We start from the raw sequence: 20,134 nt of genomic DNA on the forward strand, positions 1-20,134 counted from the left end.
GTGGGGGCGGGCGCGAGCGCACGGGAACCGAGGGGGCGGCTCAGAGGGTCTGATCGAGCCAGTCGTACATGTGCTGGTGGAGGGTGGAGCGGCCGCCGTACGCGCAGTGCTCGCCGAGCCCGTCGGCCGCCGGCAGAGTGATGAGGGTGCTGGGCGCCCGGAGGGCCTGGTGCAGCCGGGCGGGCTCGCCCTTGAAGAAGGCGTCGTCCTCCGGGTCGAAGATCAGGGCGGGCGTGGTGATCCGGTCGACGACGCCGTCCAGCGTGTAGGCACGGGAGTGGCGGACGTAGTCGGCGATCGAGTCGGCGCCGAACGTCCACACCCCGTTGCGCAGCGCCCACCGCAGGGAGGTGCTGCCTGTCATCGCCATCCTCAGGACGCGCTCCGCGTCGTCGTCCCGGCCGTCCAGGGTCCACTGGAGCAGCCACGGCGGGAGCGGCCGGGTGGTGGCGTCGAAGTAGCTGTAGATGCCGCCGTCGAGGACGAGCGCGGCGGCCCGGTGCTCGAACGCGGCGGCGCGCGGCACGAGGTGGCCGCCGAAGCTGTAGCCGTACAGGACGACGCGGTCGGGGTCGACCTCCGGGCGGGTCAGGGCGTAATCCAGTACCGGGGTGACGACCGCCTCCCAGTCGGGCCGGAAGAACAGCCGCTGCTCGCGGAGTGCGGCGCCCTGGCCCGGGCCGTCGTAGGCCAGGCAGTGGTAGCCGCGGCGCAGCACCGACGCCGCGACGGCGAAGTACGCCTCCTCCAGGATGGAGTCGAACCCGCTGGTGAAGACGATCGTGGGGCGCGGTGCACCCGAGTCGTCGGCGAGGAAGAGGCAGCCGGGCAGGGTGGTGTCCCCGTACGGGATCGCCACCCGTTCCACCGGAGTGTCGAGGTGCGCGGCGGCGGTCGCGAACGTGCTGCGGGCGAGGCCCGCCAGTTCCTTGGCCCGGTCGTCGCGGAACGGGTCGTCGCGGAGGTAGAACTCGGCGGTCCGGTAGTAGTTCGACGCCCGTAACAACGCCTCGCGCGCACCGACGCGCTGCCCGGCCGCGAGCGCCTTGTCGCCCTGCTCATGGACGCGGGCGGCGGTGGCGCGCCACCGGCGGTACCAGGCGTCCTCGTCGCCGTCCGCGATCGCCCGCGCGGTGACGATCACTTCGCCGAGATCGGCCCCGCCGTACGCGGCGAAGCACGCGGTACGCAGGGTCTCGAAGGAGAACGACTCATCCTCGAAGAGGGATTTCACGGCGGGTTCTCCTCGTCTGGGGACGAACGGCACCATCTCGCCCTACCCAGGGCGGCCCGGTGCCAACCGGAGCGCCTGGTGGCGGGAGGCGCTCCGGTCGGCGCCGGGCCGCCCGGTTCGCCTAGGGCCAGTTGTGAAAGTGCTGGTCACAGCCACTCGTTGAGGACTGCGACCAGCACGGTCGCCTCGTAGCGGACCGCGAGCTCGTCATACCTCGTGGCTACAGCCCGGTGGCCCTTGGGGCGGTTGACCCCGCACTCGACCGCGTGCCGCTGCCTGTCGTAGTCCTTGTCGAACTTGGGCGGTCGTCCGCCTCGCGAACCCCGCTCGGGACGGTCGCGGACGCGGTCCGTCGGCACCGGGATCGCGGCCTTGATCTCGCGTCTGCGCTGGGAGGCGCGAGTGCTGCGGGAGTCGTACGCCTTGTCGGCCCGGATTCGGTCCGGCCGTATGCGAGGCCTGCCGATGCCGAGCCGGGGCACCCGGATCGCTTCCAGGACCGACTCGAACCGAGGCGAATCGCCCTGCTGTCCGGTGGTGTTCACCACCGATGGCGGCAGCTGACCCTGCTCGACGGCGAGGTGGACCTCGCTGGTCAGGCCACCCCGGGAGCGTCCGAGCCCGTGGCCGGCCGGCTCGCCGGTGGTCCCGCCGGGCGGTTTCTTCTGGAGGTGCCCCCCTTTTTTTCGCCGTCCCAGCTGCGTGCTGGTGGGCCCGGCAGACCGTGGACTCGATGTTCACGTCCCAGGCGATCAGGCCCTTGGCATCCGCCTCGGCCTGCGGCTGAGTGACGATCCTGGCCCAGGTGTCATCGCGCTGCCGGCGCAGGAACAGGTCATGGACCCGGTTTCACGGCCCGTAGCGTTCCGGCACGTCAGGCCAGGGAGCACCCGGCCGGGTCCGCCACCGTAGGCCGTCTATCAGCTGCCGCCGCGTCCATACCGGCGGACGGCCCGACGTCATGCCCCGCGGCAACAGCGGCTCGAGTCGTGCCCACTGGCCGTCCGCTAGGTCCCCACGTCCCGCAGGACGTAATCATCTCGATCTAGAACAACTCTCGCGAACAGACCTTAGGTGGCCTACGCGGTCGTGGCGATGCCGCCGTCCACGGGGATCACGGCGCCTGTCAGGTATGCGCCTGCCCGGCTGGCGAGGAACACGGCGACACCCGCCATGTCGTCGTCGCGGCCGATCCGGCGTAGTGGGGCCGCCGCCGCGATCGCCTCGCCGAGCTCATCGAGGGTTGCGGCCATCATCATCGACGGGAACGGTCCCGGTGCCACGGCGTTCACGGTGACGTGCTGCGGTCCTAGTTCCTTGGCCAGCACTCTGGTGAGTTGATGCAGTGCGGCCTTGCTGCTGGAGTACGAGTAGTTGGGCCGCTGGGGGATGTGGATGGCGGCGATGCTGCCGACGTTGATGATCCGCGAGGGATCGTCGGCGGTGCCCGCCCTGCGAAGTGCGGGCAGCAGCGCTTGGACCAGCCAGAACGGCGACTTCAGGTTGAGGTCGACGACCGTGTCCCAGGCCGCGTCCGGGAACGTCGCCAGCGGCTCGTCCCACATGGCGCCCGCGTTGTTGACGAGGATGTCGAGGCGTTCCGAGTCGGCGGTGACGAGGTCGGACAGCCGCCGACACTCGTCGTGGCGGGACAGGTCGGCGGGAATGGCCCGCACTTCACCGAATTCGGACAGCTGTTCCTGTACCTGAGCGCACACTTCTGCGTTGCGTGAGCTGATGACCACGCGGGCGCCTGCCTGGAGAAGGCCACGCGCGATCATCATTCCGATGCCTCGGGTGCCACCGGTGACGAGCGCGCGCTTTCCACTCAGATCGAAAAGTGCTGCATGCGTTGTGAATTGGTTGTCTACCACTTGCCGCCATTCTCGTTGGTCGTGCGGGGTGAAGCGTCGACGCGTTGGGTGTTCGGTTCGGCTGTCTCAACGCTATGACCTTAGAGTGCACTCCAAGCAAGCGGATCCCGGTGCCGACGGACCGCGTCCGCGACCGCCCCAAGCGGGGTTCGCGAGGCGGACGGCCGCCCAAGTCCGACAAGGACGACCACAAGCAGCGGCACGCGGTCGAGTGCGGGATCGACCGCCTCAAGCGCCACCGGGCTGTAGCCACGCGGTATGACGAGCTCGCGGTCCGCTACGAGGCGACCGTGCTGGTCACATTCCTCAACAAGTGGCTGTGACCAGCACGTTCACAACCGGCCCTCACGGCCATCCGGCGTCCTCAAGGCCGTCGCCGCCCCGGTGATGAGGAGGTGTTCGTGTGGGCTGACGCCCTCGGCGATGCCGGGGTAGTCGACGAAGGCGAAGGCGGTGATCTCCGTTCGGGCGCCCGGTAGTTGGATGCGTGCGATGTCGTCCGCCTGGAGGTTGTCGCACGCGAACAGGTACGCGCTGGAGCCGGTGCCGACGATCGGCTCCATGCCGAGGACGAACCGGGGCTCGACCCGGATGTGCAGGTCCCGGCGTACGTGGTAGGCCATCGCGTTCCGGGCCGACTCGTTGGGGAGCGCCGGGCCGCCCGGCAGTCGCCAATTGCCCTCTGCGGTCTTGAGCATGAGGAGACGGCCTTCGGTGTCGGTGAGGTGCGCGAGGCCGGCGATGTGGGGGGTGGGGGGCATGGCTCACTTCCTTGCGCGGGCGGATGGTTCCCCTGGGGGAGAGTGGCGAACGCGGAGGTCGGACAGTGGCAGTGCGGCGACCCGAACTGCCTGCCGCGCCCGGCGAGTTCCTGCGGCGCGGTTCGACGTCGCCCGGAGCAGTGGCGACGTACGGAAGGTAGCGGCGCACGGAGTCCCGGTGCAAGGGTTCACCGGTGAACGGTTGCACCGGCATATGACAAACGCCCCCCACCTGCACAGGTGGAGGGCGGCCGAGCTTGCTGGTGCACTAAATCGGGTGACTCAATCCACCGGCCTTGACGCCGGAGATGAAGGTGCGCAACTTGGCGCGAGACGCCTTGATGGTCACTCCTGGTGCATCGCTCTCGCGAATCAGCACTTCGCCGGGGATCTCACTCGCCAGTTCTATGCACTCGTCTCTGTCGTTGGAAAAGGAAGACTTTTGCCACTTCGCTTCCGACATCGGTATGCCTTGCCTTCACAATTGGTTCGCGACGCTGCGGATGAAATCCCGGGAGGCCCTCGGGGAGAGGGCGGTCTTTTTGGCGTGCCGCAGGATGCATCGATAGTTTTCGAGGTGCGAGTCGGTGTCGAGAAAGAGCGACCCGTGCGCGGTGTCGATCTGTACCGTATCCAGTCGCGGAACCGGCCCCGCAGCGTAGGTGCAGGAGCTGTTGGCCCCCGGAAACGAACCGTGGGAGAAGGGGATCACGTGAAGGGTGAGGCCGTCGTGGGTGCTCATCTCCAGCAGTCGCTCCAACTGTCGGAGCTGACCCTCCTTGCCGGGGTGGATCATCCGCAGCGCCGCTTCGTGGATCACGAAGGTGCACGGTGTCGCGGGGTCGCGCTGCATCACGCACTTTCGGCTCATTCGATGCGATACCCGGCGTTCCACCTCTACTGAGCTCAGCGGCGGAACGGTGTTCCGAAAGAGGCTTGCCGCGTATTCCTCGGTCTGGAGGAGCCCCGGGATGTACGCGAACTGCATAACCGTCAAGCTCGCGGCGTGGTATTCCAGCTCCGCGAGGTCGAGCATGCTGGTGGCCAGGATTCCCCGAAATTGCTCCCACCAACCCTTGTGACGCTCCTCCGCCATCCGAACCAAGGTCTCGACGAAGTCGCCGTCCGAGCATGCGTAGAGACCGGCGAATGTGCGGATGCGCTCCGCGCTCACACCGAGCCGTCCGGCCTCGATGTTGCTGATGCGGCTGCGATCCGCGCTGATCAGGCGCCCGGCTTCGGCGACGTTCAAGCCCGCTTGCTCCCGCATCCTGCGCAACTCGGCGCCGATTCGCTGTTGCCGCGCAGTGGGTGCCGTCCTTGGTGGCATGCCGCTCTCGCTCCTTCTCCTGGGCCTGCGGCACAGTCTCGCGTGTGCCATCTGACGGGTCTAGCCGGTGCATGAAGCTTCCAGCGTGGTTGCAAGCGTGCAACGGCGGCCCCTATGGTCCTGCGCAGCACCGGGCCACACGCCGGGAAGGTCCGAAGTGCAGTCGTCTGCACGCCCGTTGGGGCGTCCCAGGAGGCGGCCGAGCCACGGACGGCGTCGAGGGCGCGGTACCGAGATCCGCGAGGGAGGTGACCTCATGAGGGCAGCCCTGGCCAGGCCCGTGCCGTCGGAGCGCGTGGCGCGGCGCCGACGTCCACGCGACGTGCGTTCGTCAGTAGTTCGGATGATGCGAAGCGCCTGTCGGATCATCCGCTCGTTGTCCCGGGCCGGGGACGTACCCGGACGTCAGGACACAGGCGGCGGCGCCGCCGACGCCGCCGCGTGAGGAGGCCACGCATGACCACAGAAACGGCCCGCAGCGCGGCCACCGGCAGGAGCCTGCGCCTTGGGGCCGTTGCGCTCGGCGTCGTCGCACCGTTGCTCGTGCTGCCCGGCGCGCCCCCGGCGCGGGCGCAACAGGCGGCTGGGAAAGCCGTGTTCACCACTCCGGGCGATCACCGTGGCAGCGCCCGGCGGGAGTGAAGGAGGTGACGGTCTACCTCTGGGGCGCCGGTGGTGGCGGAGGAGGGGGTGCGGGCGGGGGCGGTGGAGGCGGAGGAGAAGCGTTTCTCACCCTGGGGAACGTCGGGGAGCCGGGTGAGAACGGTGGCGGAGGAGCCGGCGGGGCCAGCGGCGGTGGCGGAGGCGGGGGTTGGTATCTGGCGTGCCCCCTGAACGTCGAGGACCACCCCTCGTACATGGTGAAGGTCGGCTACGGCGGATCGGCCGGCGGCGGCGGGCGCGCCGGACGCGGCGGCGCCGGCGGCAGCAACCGCTTCGGCCAGGACGGCCGGGACCTTGCGCGGTACCGGCGCCGGATCCGGCCACGTTCCCACGGTGGTTACCCGCCGCGCACATCCGCGTGGACCCCCTCACCGGCGCGTCCACGCGCTACGTCCCCGGCCGGAAACCGAGCAAGCACGCTTGCTTGTTTCCCGGGCCGCTGCCACGCTCCCCAGCGTGCTGAGGATCGGGAACGCCTCCGGCTTCTACGGTGACCGTTTCGACGCGATGGAGGAGATGCTCACCGGCGGCCCCCTGGACGTGCTCACCGGGGACTACCTCGCCGAACTGACCATGCTCGTCCTCGGCCGGGACCGGCTGAAGGCCCCGGAGCGGGGATATGCCCGCACGTTCCTCCGGCAGTTGGAGAGCTGCCTCGGGATCGCCGCCGAGCGCGGCGTGCGGATCGTGGCCAACGCGGGCGGGCTCAATCCGTCCGGACTGGCGTACCGCATCAGCGCGTTGGCCGAGCGGCTCGGCACCGGCACCCGTGTCGCGTACGTCACCGGCGACGACCTGCTCCCCGCCCGCGACTGGGGCCCCGGCGTGCTCACCGCCAACGCCTACCTCGGCGGGGCCGGGATCACCGCCTGTCTGCGGGCCGGGGCGGATGTCGTCGTGACCGGCCGGGTCACGGACGCGGCGCTGGTCAGCGGAGTGGCGGCCGCCCACTTCGAGTGGCGGCCGGGGGCGTACGACGCCCTCGCGGGCGCCGTCGTCGCCGGACACGTGCTGGAGTGCGGGGCGCAGGCGACCGGCGGGAACTACGCGTTCTTCCGGGAGCACGACGTCCGTCGCCCCGGCTTCCCGATCGCCGAACTGCACCCCGACGGCAGCTCGGTGATCACCAAGCACCCCGGCACCGGCGGTGCCGTCACCGTCGGGACCGTCACCGCGCAGCTGCTGTACGAGACACAGGGCGCCCGCTACCCGGGCCCGGACGTGACGGCCCGGCTCGACACCGTCCGGCTCGCGCAGGACGGCCCGGACCGGGTGCGGATCGGCGGCGTCCGGGGGGAGCCGCCGCCGGCCGCGCTCAAGGCGGGGCTGACCCGCCTGGGCGGGCTGCGCAACGAGGCCGTGTTCGTCCTCACCGGCCTGGACATCGAGGCCAAGGCGCGGCTTGTCCGGGAGCAGATGGAGGACGCGCTCGCCCGCCGCCGGCCCGCCTCCGTCCGCTGGACCCTGGCCCGCACGGACCACCCCGACGCGGCCGTCCAGGAGGAGGCGAGCGCGCTCCTGAGACTGGTGGTGCACGACCCCGACCCCGAGACCGTCGGCCGGGCGGTCGGCGCGGCGGCCGTCGAGCTGGCCCTGGCGAGCGTGCCGGGGCTGCACCTCACCGCGCCGCCGGGGCCGGGTTCCCCGTACGGCACGTTCGAGGCGGTGCCCGTGGACCCCGAGACCGTGCGGCACGTCGCCGTCCTGCCCGACGGGACGCGCGTCCCCGTCCTCCCGCCGCCCGTCCGGACCGACGACGCGCCGCCGCTGCCCGACCCCGCGCTCCCGGAACCGCTGCCCGCCGGGCCCGTGCGCCGCGCGCCCCTCGGGCGCGTCGTGGGCGCCCGCAGCGGCGACAAGGGGGGTGGCGTCAACGTCGGCGTGTGGGCACGGGACGAGGACGGGTGGCGGTGGCTGGCCCACGCGCTCACCGTCGACCGGTTCCGCCAACTCCTCCCGGAAACGGACGCGCTGGAGGTCACGCGGCACGTCCTCCCCGGCCTCCGCGCCCTCAACTTCGTCGTCGACGGCCTCCTCGGGCGCGGCGTCGCGGAGAACGTCCGCTTCGACCCACAGGGCAAGGGCGTGGGGGAGTGGCTGCGCGCCCGCTGCACGGAGATACCGGAGGCGCTGCTGTGACCGTCCTGACCTCCCGGCTCGACACCGCCGGACCCGACTACGCGGCCAACCGGGCCGCCATGCTCGACCGCCTCGCAGAGGTCGAGGCCGCCCACGCGCAGGCCGTCGCGGGCGGCGGCGAGAAGTACGCGGCCCGGCACCGGGCCCGGGGCAAGCTCCTGCCGCGCGAGCGCGTCGAGTTGCTGCTCGACCCGGACACGCCGTTCCTGGAGCTCTCCCCGCTGGCCGCCTGGGGCACCGAGTACGCGGTGGGGGCCTCGCTCGTCACCGGCATCGGCACGGTCTCCGGCGTCACCTGCCTGATCAGCGCCAACGACCCGACCGTACGCGGCGGGGCGAGCAACCCGTGGACGCTGCGGAAGGCGCTCCGCGCGCACGAGATCGCCCGCGCCGACCGGCTGCCGGTGATCAGCCTGGTGGAGTCCGGCGGCGCGGACCTCACCGGGCAGAAGGAGATCTTCGTCCCGGGCGGCGCCCTCTTCCGCGACCTCACCCGCCTCTCCGCGGCCGGCATCCCCACCGTCGCCGTGGTCTTCGGCAACTCCACGGCCGGCGGGGCGTACGTGCCGGGCATGTCCGACCACGTCGTCATGGTCAAGGAGCGCGCCAAGGTGTTCCTCGGCGGGCCGCCGCTGGTGCGGATGGCCACCGGGGAGGAGGCCGACGACGAGTCGCTGGGCGGCGCGGACCTGCACGCGCGCGTCTCCGGCCTCGCCGACCACTTCGCCGTCGACGAGCACGACGCCCTCCGCCAGGCGCGCCGCATCGTCGCCCGCCTCCACCAGCCGCCCGCGCCCGCCGCTCCCTGGCCGTCCGCACCGCCCCGCTACGACCAGGACGAGCTGCTGGGCATCGTTCCCGGCGATCTCCGGGTGCCGTTCGACCCGCACGAGGTGATCGCCCGCATCGTCGACGGCTCGGACTTCGACGCGTTCAAACCGCTGTACGGCGCCGGGCTGACCACCGGCTGGGCCCGGCTGTACGGCCGGCCGGTCGGCATTCTCGCCAACGCGCGGGGGGTCCTCTTCAGCGCCGAGTCGCAGAAGGCCGCGCAGTTCATCCAGCTCGCCAACCAGCGGGACATCCCGCTCCTCTTCCTGCACAACACCACCGGCTACATGGTCGGGCGCGCCTACGAACGCGGCGGCATCATCAAGCACGGCGCGATGATGATCAACGCGGTGGCGAACTCCCGGGTGCCGCACCTCTCCGTCCTCCTCGGCGCGTCCTACGGCGCCGGTCACTACGGGATGTGCGGGCGGGCGTACGACCCCCGGTTCCTCTTCACCTGGCCCAGCGCCCGCGCCGCCGTCATGGGACCGAAGCAGCTCGCCGGCGTCCTGTCGATCGTCGCCCGCGCGTCGGCGGCCGAGAAGGGGCTGCCGTACGACGAGGGGGCCGACACCGGGCTGCGGGAGGCGGTGGAACGGCAGGTGGAGGCGGAGTCGCTGCCGCTGTTCCTCTCCGGGCGGCTGTACGACGACGGGGTCATCGACCCGCGTGACACCCGGACGGTGCTCGGGCTGTGCCTGGAGGCGGTGTACGGCGCGCCCGTGGCGGGGGTCAGGGGCGGCTTCGGGGTCTTCCGCATGTGACCGGTTCGGGGAAAGGGTGACCGTGATCGAGACCGTGTTCGTCGCCAACCGGGGTGAGATCGCCTGCCGCGTCGTCCGCACCTGCCGCGCGCTCGGCATCGCGACGGTCGCCGTCCACTCGGACGCCGACACCGGAGCGCTGCACGTCCGCGCGGCCGACACGGCCGTCCGCCTGCCCGGCACCGCGTCCGCCGACACCTACCTCCGGGCCGACCTGCTCCTCCGGGCCGCCGTCGCGGCGGGGGCGGACGCCGTGCATCCGGGGTACGGGTTCCTGTCGGAGAGTGCCGCGTTCGCGCGGGCCGTGCGGGCGGCGGGGCTGGTGTGGATCGGGCCGCCGCCCGAGGCGATGGAGGCGATGGCGTCGAAGACCCGCGCCAAGGAGATCGCGGCCGGCGCCGGCGTCCCGGTGCTGACGCCCCTCGAACCGGCCGCCGTCCGCCCTGCCGACCTGCCCGTTCTCGTCAAGGCGGCGGCGGGCGGGGGCGGCCGGGGCATGCGGGTGGTGCGCGAACGCTGGGCGCTGGGCGCCGCGTTGGCGTCGGCCCGCGCGGAGGCGGCCGCCGCGTTCGGCGACGGCACGGTGTTCGTCGAGCCGTATGTGACGGGCGGGCGCCATGTGGAGGTGCAGGTCCTGGCCGACGCGCACGGCACGGTCTGGACCCTCGGCACCCGCGACTGCTCCCTCCAGCGCCGGCACCAGAAGATCGTCGAGGAGGCCCCGGCGCCCGGTCTGCCCGCCGGTCTGGAGGACGCCTTGTGCGCCCACGCCGCCGGACTCGCCCGCGCGGTCGGGTACGAGGGGGCGGGGACGGTGGAGTTCCTGCTCGGGGGCGACGGGCGGCCGTGGTTCCTGGAGATGAACACCCGGCTGCAGGTGGAGCATCCGGTCACGGAGTGCGTGTACGGGGTCGACCTCGTCGCCCTGCAACTGCGGGTCGCGGAGGGCGGCCGGCTGGAGGGCGAGCCTCCCGTGCGGCGCGGACACGCGGTCGAGGCGCGGCTGTACGCGGAGGGTCCGGCACGGGAGTGGCGGCCGTGGACGGGTGTGGTGCGTGAGGTCGCGTTCGCGGGGGTGCCGACGGGGGGCTCCGGGGGCGGGACGGGCCGTGTGGGGGAGTCGGTCGCGGAGGGGGAGGCGGGTGGGCCGTACGCGACCACTGGTGTGGGCGTGGGGTCCGCTGTCGTGGGCGGACCGGGTGGTTCCGGCGGTGCCGGCGGGCTGCGCGTGGACCTCGGCGTCGGGCCCGGCGACGACGTCAGCCCGTACTACGACGGGCTGCTCGCCAAGGCCGTCGCCCACGCCTCCGACCGCCCGTCGGCCCTCAGGCTCCTCGCCCGCTCCCTCGAACGCGCCCGCATCCACGGCCCGGTCACCAACCGCGACCTGCTCGTCCGCACGCTCCGCCACCCGGAGTTCGCCGCCGGGGGCGCGGGGACGGACTTCTACGACCGCCGCCTCGCCGAACTCAGCACTCCCGGCGGCGCCTTGCACGAGGCCGACGCCCGGCGCGCGGCCCTCGCCGCCGCCCTCGCGGACGCGTGGGGGCGGTCGCCGTTCGGCGGATGGCGCAACGTTCCTTCGGGGCCGCAGGTGAAACGGTTCCGCGCTGAGCCGGAGGGGACGGAGTACGAGGTCCGCTACCGCGTCGGCCGCGACGGCGGCCTGGCGGAACCGTCCGGGCCGGAGGCGCCGCGGCTGTGCGCGGTGGAGGGGGCGCCGGCGGCCCTGGCCGGCGGCGGCCGCGGCGCCCGAGTGGTCCTGGAGACGCCCGACGGCGTCCGGCGGCCGTACGCCGTCGCGCTCCACGACGGCTCGGCGTACGTGGACGGGCCGTCGGGCGCCTGGTCGTTCACCGTCCTGCCCCGCTTCCCCGACCCGGCCCCGGCCGTGGAACCCGGCTCGCTGCACGCGCCCATGCCGGGCACGGTCGTGCGCGTCGCCGACGGGGTCGCACCCGGGCGGGACGTGGCGGCCGGACAACCGCTGCTCTGGCTGGAGGCCATGAAGATGGAACACCGCGTCACGGCCCCCGCCGACGGTACGCTCACGGCCTTGCACGCGTCCCCCGGCCGCCGGGTGTCCACCGGCGACCTGCTCGCCGTCGTCACACCGACGCGCAGGCCGCCGACGCCGCCGGACGGCCGCGTGTCCGTGCCGGACAGCGATGCGGCCTCGCTGGGGAGTTACGCGTCCGCGCCGGACAAACACCTGGCCGGACCGGACGGGCCAACGAACGTGCCGGGCGAGCCCCCGGCCGTATCGGACAAGCCCCCGGCCGTATCGGACAAGCCCCCGGCCGTATCGGACAAGCCCCCGGCCGTATCGGACAAGCCCCCGGCCGCGCCGGACAAGCCCCCGGCCGCGCCGGACAAGCCCCCGGCCGCACCGGACAAGCTCACGGCCGCGCCGGGCGAGCCCATGTCCGTATCGGACAAGCCCACGCCCGTACCGGACAAACCCACACTCGTACCGGGCGAGCCCATGTCCGTACCGGACAAGCCCCCGGCGCTACCGGACACGGCGCCACCCGTACCGGACAAGCCCGCACCCCCGCCCGACCTCCCCGAGGAGGCACAGCCATGACCACCGCTCCGCGCGGCACCACAGCCCCTCACAACACCCCTCACACCCCTCACGCCCCGCACGGCACCGCCGAGCAGCAGGCCCTTCGTGCGGCCGTCGCCGCCCTCGGCGCACGTGCGCTCCCTCCGGACGCGCTCTGGGCGGAGGCAGGCAAGCTCGGCTATCTCGGGGTGAACCTGCCTCAGGAGTACGGGGGCGGCGGCGCCGGCATCGTCGAGCTCGCCATCGTGCTGGAGGAGCTGGCGGCCGCCGGCAACCCCCCTCTCCTCATGGTGGTGTCGCCCGCCATCTGCGGCACGGTCATCGCCCGCTTCGGCACCGACGAGCAGAAGCGGCGCTGGCTCCCGGGGCTCGCGTCCGGCGCCACGCGCATGGCCTTCGGGATCACCGAGCCGGACGCCGGTTCCAACTCCCACCGGATCACCACCACCGCCCGCCGCGACAGGGGCGACTGGCTGCTCACCGGCCGCAAGGTGTTCGTCTCCGGCGTGGACGTCGCCGACGCGACCCTGATCGTGGGGCGCACCGAGGACGCCAGGACCGGCCGGCTCAAGCCCTGCCTCTTCGTCGTCGACCGCGAAGCGCCCGGTTTCCGGCGCAACGCCATACCCATGGAACTCTCCGGTGACATCCGGCAGTTCGAGCTCGTCCTCGATGACGTACGGTTACCCGCCGACGCGCTCGTCGGGAACGAGGACGCCGGCCTGCTCCAGCTCTTCGCCGGGCTGAATCCGGAGCGCGTCATGACCGCCGCGTTCGCCCTCGGCCTGGCCCGGTACGCGCTCCGCAGGGCCGTCGAGTACGCCCGCGTCCGGGAGGTCTGGGACCGGCCCATCGGCGCCCACCAGGCCGTCGCCCACCCGCTCGCCGACGCCCACATCGGCATCGAGCTGGCCCGGCTGATGACGTACCGGGCCGCCGGGCTCTACGACGCGGGCGACGACGCGGCCGCGGGCGAGGCCGCGAACATGGCGAAGTACGCGGCGGCCGAGGTCGCCGTCCGCACGGTGGACCGGGCCGTGCACACCCTCGGCGGCAACGGCCTCACCAAGGAGTACGGCCTCGCCGCGCTCCTCACGGCGGTGCGGGTGGCGCGCGTGGCGCCGGTGAGCCGGGAGATGATCCTCAACTACGTGTCCCACCGGTCCCTCGGACTGCCCAAGTCGTACTGAAACCCGTACCGTTCGTCCGGACGACCCGGGGCCGTACCGGGAGACTGGAGAGGCCATGCCCGTACACCTCGGAACCGCCGCCGGTGTCACCACCCTCACCCTCGACCGTCCCGCCCGCCGCAACGCCCTCTCCGCCGCGCTGATCGACCGGCTCCGCGCCGGACTCGCCCGCGCGGCGGACGACCCGGACACCCGGGCCGTCGTGCTCACGCACACCGGTGGCACCTTCTGCGCGGGCGCCGACCTGGAGGAACCCCCGGGCGCGGCCGAACTGACGGGCCTGTTACGAGAGATCGTCGAGCTGCCGAAACCGGTGGTCGCGCGCGTCGACGGGCACGTCCGGGCCGGCGGTCTCGGCCTCGTCGGCGCCTGCGACATCGCGATAGCGGGGGAAGGCGCCACGTTCGCGTTCACCGAGGCGCGGCTCGGCCTCGCCCCGGCGGTGATCTCGCTGCCGCTGCTGCCCCGGCTCGACCCGCGCGCGGCCGGCCGCTACTACCTCACCGGCGAGACGTTCGACGCGCGCGAGGCGGTGCGCGCCGGCCTGGTGACGGTGGCGGCGCCGGACGTCGACGCGGCCCTGGAGACCGTCCTCGACGGGCTGCGCGCGGCGTCCCCGCAGGGCGTCGCGGAGTCGAAACGCCTGGTCACGGCGGACGTCCTGGCCGCGTTCGAGCGCGATGCGGAACGGCTCGCGGCGCTGTCGGAGCGGCTGTTCGCGACGGACGAGGCCCGTGAGGGCATCGCCGCTTTTCTGGAACGGAGGCGTCCCGCGTGGCGACAGTGACCACCGACACCACGGGCCGGAACCGCGGCCGGGCCACCCGCCGCCGGGTCATGGACGCCGCCGTCGAGTGCCTCGCCGAGTACGGCTGGACGGGCTCGACGGTCACCGTGGTGGCCGAACGGGCGGGCGTCTCGCGCGGCGCCCTGCAGCATCACTTCCCCACCCGCGAGGACCTGTTCACGTCGGCCGTCGAGTACGTGGCCGAGCAGCAGTCGGCGGCGCTCCGGGCGCTCGTCGAGAGCGCGGCGCCGATCGTCGGCCCGGCCCGCCGGTACCTCGCCGTCACCGAACTGGTGGACCTCTACACCGGCCCCCTCTTCCGCGCCGCCCTCCACCTCTGGGTGGCCGCGGCGACCGAGGAGCCGCTGCGCCCGCGCGTCGTCGAACTGGAGGCGCGCATCGGCCGCGAGGCGCACCGCATGGCCGTCGGACTGCTCGGCGCGAACGAGAAGGAGCCGGGCGTCCGGGAGACCGTCCAGGGCCTGCTCGACATGGCCCGCGGGCTGGGCCTCGCCTCGCTCCTCACGGACGACGGGGCACGGCGGCGCCGGGTCGTGGAGCAGTGGATGGCGATCCTGGACGACGTGCTGTAGGGGCGATGTGCCGGAGGGACGGCGTGCTGTAGGGGCCGGGCACCCGGCCCCTACGGGGGGTCAGCGCTCCTGGAACCCGGGGATCTCCCGCGGGTCGCGCGGGCCGGGGCCCACGTACTTGGCCGACGGCCGCACCAGGCGGCCGGTGCGCTTCTGCTCCAGGATGTGCGCGCTCCACCCGGCCGTCCGGGCGCAGGTGAACATCGACGTGAACATGTGCGCCGGCACCTCGGCGAAGTCCAGCACGATCGCCGCCCAGAACTCGACGTTGGTGGCGAGCACCCGGTCGGGACGGCGGTTGTGGAGCTCCTCCAGCGCCGCCTTCTCGAGCGCCTCGGCGACCTCGAAGCGGGGCGCGCCCAGCTCCTTGGCCGTCCGCCGCAGCACCCGCGCCCGCGGGTCCTCGGCGCGGTAGACGCGGTGGCCGAAGCCCATCAGACGCTCGCCCTTGTCCAGGGCCTGCTTGACGTAGGCGGTGGCGTCGCCGGTGCGCTCGATCTCCTCGATCATGCCGAGGACGCGGGACGGCGCGCCGCCGTGCAGCGGCCCCGACATGGCGCCGACCGCGCCGGACAGCGCCGCGGCGACGTCCGCGCCGGTGGAGGCGATGACGCGGGCGGTGAACGTGGAGGCGTTCATGCCGTGTTCGGCGGCCGAGGTCCAGTAGGCGTCGACGGCGGCGACGTGCTTGGGGTCGGGCTCGCCGCGCCAGCGCTTCATGAAGCGCTCGACGACGGTCTCCGCCTTGTCGATCTCCCGCTGCGGGACCATCGGCAGGCCCTGGCCGCGCGCCGACTGGGCCACGTAGGAGAGGGCCATGACGGCGGCGCGGGCGAGGTTGTCGCGCGCGGTGGCCTCGTCGATGTCGAGCAGCGGCTTCAGGCCCCACACGGGGGCGAGCATGGCGAGCGCGGACTGGACGTCGACGCGGATGTCACCGGAGTGGACGGGGATGGGGAACGGCTCGGCGGGCGGCAGCCCGGGGTTGAACGAGCCGTCGACCAGCAGGCCCCAGACGTTCCCGAAGGAGACGTGGCCGACCAAGTCCTCGATGTCGACGCCTCGGTAGCGGAGTGCGCCGCCCTCCTTGTCGGGTTCGGCGATCTCCGTCTCGAACGCGACGACTCCTTCGAGTCCGGGTACGAAGTCGGACATCAGGCGGCTCCTCGTGATGTGTTCGACAAGCGGCTGCCGACCGTGGCGGTGTCCCCGGCCGGTGGTCAGCGGAAGGTCTGGTGAAGTCTGGTGCGTGTGGTGTCTGCGGTGCTGCTGTGGCTGTCCCTGCCCCCGGGCCCGTCCCGGACGGTGGCGGGGCGGGTGCCGGCCGGATGCGCGGCCGTGGCTCGCGCTCCGTGGTGTGTTCCTCGGGTGGTGCTCGGGGTGGTGCTCGGGGGTGGTGCTGGGGGGTCGTGCTCGGCTCGGTCTCGGCTCGTTTCCACCGGTCGTGCTCTTCACCGGTCGGGTGGTCACCGGTCGTGTGGTCACCGGTCGTGCTTTCCACCGGTCATGCCCCGTGCGGGAGCACTTCACCCGGCACTTCACCCGTCTCCTCGGGGGAGCCGGGCCAGGCCGGAAACGATAGCCGGTGCTGTGGGGGGTCCACAGCCTTCCACCTGGCGATTTTGGTGGGTTCGCCACATGCGGGGAAGGGTGATGTCCGGCACACCGTGCATTTCACCACGGGAAGGGTTGGGGGGAGCGGTGACGGGGCAGGATGAGTGGTTCCTTCGTGCGAAGACCGTTCTGCCGACCGGTTGTGGAGGAGCGGGCCGGCGTACGACGGGCGGCCGCGGCCGGCGCCCGGTCCACGGGCGCACGGGTGCTGCGGACGCCCCCGCGTGTGCTGCAAGATGAGCGGATGCCCCACGTCATCCCCGTCCCGCCGGCCGAGGACCCCGACGGCCCGCTGGACCCCGCCGCCATGCGCGCCCAGTACCGCACCTCCGGCCTGCGGGAACAGGACCTGGCCGACGACCCGTACCGGCAGTTCGCCCGGTGGTTCGCCGAGGCGACGGCGAGCGGGCTGGAGGAGCCCAACGCCATGATCGTCTCCACGGCGGACGCGGGCGGGCGGCCGAGTTCGCGGACGGTGCTGCTGAAGGCGTACGACGAACGCGGGTTCGTCTTCTTCACCAACTACGGTTCGCGCAAGGGCCTGGAGATCGCGGCCAACCCGTATGTGTCGCTGCTGTTCCCGTGGCATCCGCTGGCCCGTCAGGTCATCGTCGCGGGCCGGGCGGAACGCGTCGCTCCGGAGGAGACGGCGGCCTACTTCCACTCCCGCCCGCACGGTTCGCAGGTCGGCGCCCTGGCGAGCGCCCAGTCGACGGTGGTCGGCTCCCGGGAGGAGATCGACGCGGCGTACGCGCGGCTGGCGGCCCGCTACCCGGAGGGCACGGAGGTGCCGGTGCCGACGGAGTGGGGCGGCCTGCGGGTGGTGCCGGAGAGCGTGGAGTTCTGGCAGGGGCGGGAGAACCGGCTGCACGACCGGCTGCGGTTCGTGCGGGTGGCGGAGCCCGCTTCCGGCGAGATGTGGCGGGTGGAGCGGCTGTGCCCGTAGACCCGTAAAGAGGCGCGCGTTGCCTCGGCCGCGTACGGCCGCCCGTTCGCGTAGGCCCCTGAAAACGCAGACGATCCGTGGGCCGCTGACCGCCGCGCCTGACGGCGCGTCGGTGCCGAGCGGACGACTCGGCGGCCCACGGATCGGGTGACTGCTGGGAATTGGGCCGGCTACCCCGGGGCCCGTCAGGACCCGGAAGACCCGGCGCTGCGCTCTGCGCGACGACGGGCGCTAGCCCGCAGTCACCTCACGCGTCCGGACTGAAATCACTGTCCGATCACCTCCCTTCTCGTGTGCCCCACACAGTAGGCAGCCGCCGGGAGGGTCACAACCGAATTTCCGCGAGCACCGATTTCGCCGAAGACGGTGTGGTGTCCGGCGGTGTCGAGTTGAATGGCCCGTCGTGCAGGACATGCGGACGCGTCCAGCAGGGGGTATCTCGTGACCGCTCCACACCACTCCGGTCCCGCCCGCCACGAGGCCCGGCCGGCGACGGGGGACACCGACGCCGTCGCCCCCGGATCCGTCCCCGGCGCCGGCCGTGACGCCGACGGCCGCGGGTCCCCCTCCGACGGTGACGACCACGACCTCCTCGCCGCCCTCCTCGACGGCATGGACGCCGCGCTCTGCGCGTTCGACGCCGAAGGCACCGTGACCCACTGGAACCGCGAGGCCGAACGCATCCTCGGCTGGACGGCGCAGGAGGCGGTGGGCCGGCAGGGCCTCGCCGGCTGGGCGGTGCGCGAGGCGGACGCGGCGGCGCTCGACGCCCGGCTGGCGGACGCGATGGGCGGCAACGGGCGCCAGGTGGACGAGTTCGCGCTGCTCACCAAGGACGGCGGCCGGGTCCTGGTCCGCACCCAGACCTCGGCCGTGCCGGGACCCGACGGCGAGCCGGCGGGCGTGTACTGCGCGTTCAGCGAGGTCCACACCCAGATCGACCTGGAACGCTCGGTGGCGCTCAGCGAAGCCCTGTTCGGGGACGCGTCCTGGGGCGTCCTGCTGATCGACGCCGACCTGCGGCCCGCCCTGGCCAACGCGCACGCGGCGCGCGCCCTGCGGTGCAGCCGCTCCGGACTGCTCGGCCGCCCGCTCGGCGACCTGCTCGACCAGGGGCTGGAGGACGTGGAGAGCGCGCTCCAGCACGTCCTCGCGACCGGTGCGCCGCCCGCCCCCACCGAGCTCTGGGTCACCGTCCGGGGCGGCGCCGACACCGCGTCGGACGGCCGCACGGCGGGCGCGCCCGAGCGCCGCTGCTGGCGGAGCGGGTTCCTCCGGCTGGCCACGCCCCTCGCCGAGGAACCGGTGCCGCTGGGCGTGGCCTGGCTCTTCCTCGACGTCACCAAGGCCCGGCTCGCCGAGCAGGAGAGCGCCCGGCTGCGGTTCCGCGGCAGCCAGCTGCACCGCGCGGGCCGGGCGGTCGCCGAGTGCGAGGACCCCATGGAGGCCGCCGCCCTGTACATGGACTTCGCCCTCGCCGGCTTCGCCGACCACGCCCTGATCGACCTGCTCCCCGAGCCCGAACCCGATCCCGAGCACCCGATCCGGCTGCTCAGAGCCGCCGCAACCCCGGCGGGAGCGACGGGCGGGAGCGGCACCGCCTCCGTCCGCGGCTGCCTCCCGGTGCCGTACGCGGAGGGGCACCCGGCCCTCCAGGCGGTCGAGCGCTGCGGCTCGGTCCGGGCCGTCTCCGACCGCACCCGCGACTGGGCCGCCGCCCGCAAATGGCCCGCCGGCACCCAGCACGCCCTCTCCACCGCGCTGCGCAGCAGGGGGCGCACAGTGGGCGTGGTCACCTTCCTGCGCGGCCCGTCACGCCGGCCGTTCGACCGGGCGGACGCGACGTACGCGGAGGACATCGCGACGCGGGTGGCGGCGGCGGTGGACCTGGCGGCGGCGACGGCGGGGTAGCGGCGCCGCGTTTTCCGGCCGCCCTGCCGGCCCGCCCTTTCCCGTGCCGGAAGGAGATCCGTCCCGTGCCGGAAGGAGATCCGGCTAGTGCCGGAAGAAGATCCGGTCCCGGTACTCCGCGAGCACCCGGCCGTTCCACTCGTGCCCGCCGTCCACGTTCCCGGACCGCAGCATCGGCGGCTCGATCCCGCGCGCGGCGAGCTCCCCGGCGGCCGAGGCGATCACGGCCTGCATCAGGGCGCTGGTGACGACGGTGGAGGCGGGCGCGAAGGGCGCGGCGATGCCCTCGGCCGTCAACTCCGCGTCCCCGATACCGATCTTGCTGTCGAGGACGATGTCGCAGTGGTCCTTCAGGAACGTCCCGGACACGTGCCGGGACCTGGTGTGCTCGGCGTAGGCGAGCGAGGTCACGCCGACGACCTTGAGGCCGAGCGCACGGGCGTTCATCGCCATCTCGACGGGCAGCGAGTTGCGGCCGGAGAGGGAGATCACGACGAGGACGTCGCCCGCCTGCACGGGACTGGTGTCGAGCACCGCGCCCGCGAGCCCGTCCACCCGCTCCAGGGCGCTGCCCAGGGTGGCCGGGGTGACGTCGACGCCGACCGTCCCGGGCACGGCGAGCAGGTTGACCAGGGCCAGGCCGCCGGCGCGGTAGACGACGTCCTGGGCGGCGATGGACGAGTGGCCGGCACCGAAGACGAAGAGCCGCCCGCCGTCCGCGACGGTGTCGGCGATCAGGGCCGCCGCGTCGGCGATGTGCTCCGCCTCCTCGTCGCGGGCGCGCCGGAGCAGCTCGATCGCGGCGTCGAAGAACTGGCCGGCCAGCTTGTTCCCGCTCATCGCCATGGGCTCCTCGGCATCTCTGTCGGCGTCGTCGGCGTCAGGTCAGGTCGCCCGCGCGGCGGCGACCTGCGGCGCCGGCGCGGTG

Annotated in this window: 16 protein-coding genes and 2 pseudogenes; 10 read left to right on the forward strand and 8 right to left on the reverse strand. The window is 73.1% G+C overall.

Going from position 1 to position 20,134, the window contains the following annotated elements:
- Positions 1-40: 40 nt before the first annotated feature.
- From ACH4PU_RS15960 to ACH4PU_RS15970, 3 genes and pseudogenes are all read right to left on the reverse strand, one after another.
- Positions 41-1,234 carry an alpha/beta fold hydrolase gene (locus ACH4PU_RS15960; protein ID WP_398271788.1) on the reverse strand — a complete coding sequence of 398 codons (1,194 nt, stop codon included), beginning with the start codon at positions 1,232-1,234 and terminating at the stop codon, positions 41-43.
- Between the two features lie 146 nt (positions 1,235-1,380).
- Positions 1,381-2,212, reverse strand: a pseudogene (locus ACH4PU_RS15965) (IS5 family transposase).
- A gap of 101 nt (positions 2,213-2,313) precedes the next feature.
- The gene (locus ACH4PU_RS15970; RefSeq protein ID WP_398271790.1) at positions 2,314-3,108 is read right to left on the reverse strand and encodes an SDR family oxidoreductase; all 795 of its coding nucleotides are present in this window, start codon (positions 3,106-3,108) and stop codon (positions 2,314-2,316) included.
- 74 nt (positions 3,109-3,182) lie between these two features.
- On the opposite strand from ACH4PU_RS15970, the gene ACH4PU_RS15975 reads away from it, so the two are divergent.
- Positions 3,183-3,431: a hypothetical protein gene (locus tag ACH4PU_RS15975; protein ID WP_398271792.1), complete on the forward strand. Its 249-nt coding sequence runs from the start codon at positions 3,183-3,185 to the stop codon at positions 3,429-3,431.
- Positions 3,432-3,440: 9 nt separating this feature from the next.
- Here ACH4PU_RS15975 and ACH4PU_RS15980 read toward each other — a convergent pair whose 3' ends face one another.
- From ACH4PU_RS15980 to ACH4PU_RS15990, 3 genes are all read right to left on the reverse strand, one after another.
- On the reverse strand, positions 3,441-3,869 hold the full coding sequence (locus ACH4PU_RS15980) for an NUDIX hydrolase (protein ID WP_398271794.1): 429 nt from the start codon (positions 3,867-3,869) through the stop codon (positions 3,441-3,443).
- A 268-nt stretch (positions 3,870-4,137) separates the two neighbouring features.
- On the reverse strand, positions 4,138-4,332 hold the full coding sequence (locus ACH4PU_RS15985; RefSeq protein ID WP_398271796.1) for a DUF397 domain-containing protein: 195 nt from the start codon (positions 4,330-4,332) through the stop codon (positions 4,138-4,140).
- Positions 4,333-4,347: 15 nt separating this feature from the next.
- Positions 4,348-5,250: a helix-turn-helix domain-containing protein gene (locus ACH4PU_RS15990; protein ID WP_398271798.1), complete on the reverse strand. Its 903-nt coding sequence runs from the start codon at positions 5,248-5,250 to the stop codon at positions 4,348-4,350.
- A gap of 405 nt (positions 5,251-5,655) precedes the next feature.
- On the opposite strand from ACH4PU_RS15990, the gene ACH4PU_RS15995 reads away from it, so the two are divergent.
- The 7 genes and pseudogenes from ACH4PU_RS15995 (at position 5,656) to ACH4PU_RS16025 (ending at position 14,735) form a co-directional block, all read left to right on the forward strand.
- On the forward strand, positions 5,656-5,841 hold the full coding sequence (locus tag ACH4PU_RS15995) for a hypothetical protein (RefSeq protein WP_398271800.1): 186 nt from the start codon (positions 5,656-5,658) through the stop codon (positions 5,839-5,841).
- Positions 5,842-6,318: 477 nt separating this feature from the next.
- A complete protein-coding gene (locus tag ACH4PU_RS16000; protein WP_398271802.1) occupies positions 6,319-8,001 on the forward strand; it encodes an acyclic terpene utilization AtuA family protein in 1,683 nt (560 codons plus the stop codon).
- Positions 7,998-9,596, forward strand: coding sequence for an acyl-CoA carboxylase subunit beta (locus tag ACH4PU_RS16005; RefSeq protein WP_398271804.1), 1,599 nt, complete (start codon positions 7,998-8,000; stop codon positions 9,594-9,596). Before ACH4PU_RS16000 ends, ACH4PU_RS16005 begins: the two co-directional genes overlap by 4 nt.
- Before the next feature lie 22 nt (positions 9,597-9,618).
- A pseudogene (locus tag ACH4PU_RS16010) lies at positions 9,619-11,715 on the forward strand (biotin carboxylase N-terminal domain-containing protein); the annotation flags it as partial.
- Between the two features lie 464 nt (positions 11,716-12,179).
- Positions 12,180-13,355: an acyl-CoA dehydrogenase family protein gene (locus ACH4PU_RS16015; protein ID WP_398271806.1), complete on the forward strand. Its 1,176-nt coding sequence runs from the start codon at positions 12,180-12,182 to the stop codon at positions 13,353-13,355.
- 55 nt (positions 13,356-13,410) lie between these two features.
- Positions 13,411-14,142, forward strand: coding sequence for an enoyl-CoA hydratase family protein (locus tag ACH4PU_RS16020; protein WP_398271808.1), 732 nt, complete (start codon positions 13,411-13,413; stop codon positions 14,140-14,142).
- A 50-nt stretch (positions 14,143-14,192) separates the two neighbouring features.
- Positions 14,193-14,735, forward strand: a complete 543-nt coding sequence (locus tag ACH4PU_RS16025) for a TetR/AcrR family transcriptional regulator (RefSeq protein ID WP_398272160.1) — start codon at positions 14,193-14,195, stop codon at positions 14,733-14,735.
- Between the two features lie 60 nt (positions 14,736-14,795).
- Here ACH4PU_RS16025 and ACH4PU_RS16030 read toward each other — a convergent pair whose 3' ends face one another.
- A complete protein-coding gene (locus ACH4PU_RS16030) occupies positions 14,796-15,890 on the reverse strand; it encodes a citrate synthase 2 (RefSeq protein ID WP_185941436.1) in 1,095 nt (364 codons plus the stop codon).
- Between the two features lie 703 nt (positions 15,891-16,593).
- Between ACH4PU_RS16030 and pdxH the strand changes: the two genes are divergently transcribed.
- Together pdxH and ACH4PU_RS16040 are read left to right on the forward strand one after the other, a co-directional pair.
- A complete protein-coding gene (pdxH, locus tag ACH4PU_RS16035; RefSeq protein WP_398271811.1) occupies positions 16,594-17,295 on the forward strand; it encodes a pyridoxamine 5'-phosphate oxidase in 702 nt (233 codons plus the stop codon).
- Between the two features lie 441 nt (positions 17,296-17,736).
- A complete protein-coding gene (locus ACH4PU_RS16040; RefSeq protein WP_398271813.1) occupies positions 17,737-19,206 on the forward strand; it encodes a PAS domain-containing protein in 1,470 nt (489 codons plus the stop codon).
- Between the two features lie 84 nt (positions 19,207-19,290).
- On the opposite strand, the gene ACH4PU_RS16045 is transcribed toward ACH4PU_RS16040, so the two are convergent.
- Complete coding sequence (locus ACH4PU_RS16045) at positions 19,291-20,046, reverse strand: SIS domain-containing protein (RefSeq protein WP_398271815.1); 756 nt, start codon at positions 20,044-20,046, stop codon at positions 19,291-19,293.
- Between the last annotated feature and the right edge of the window lie 88 nt (positions 20,047-20,134).

This window comes from Streptomyces sp. NPDC021100 (assembly GCF_044333095.1).
GTDB lineage: Bacteria > Actinomycetota > Actinomycetes > Streptomycetales > Streptomycetaceae > Streptomyces.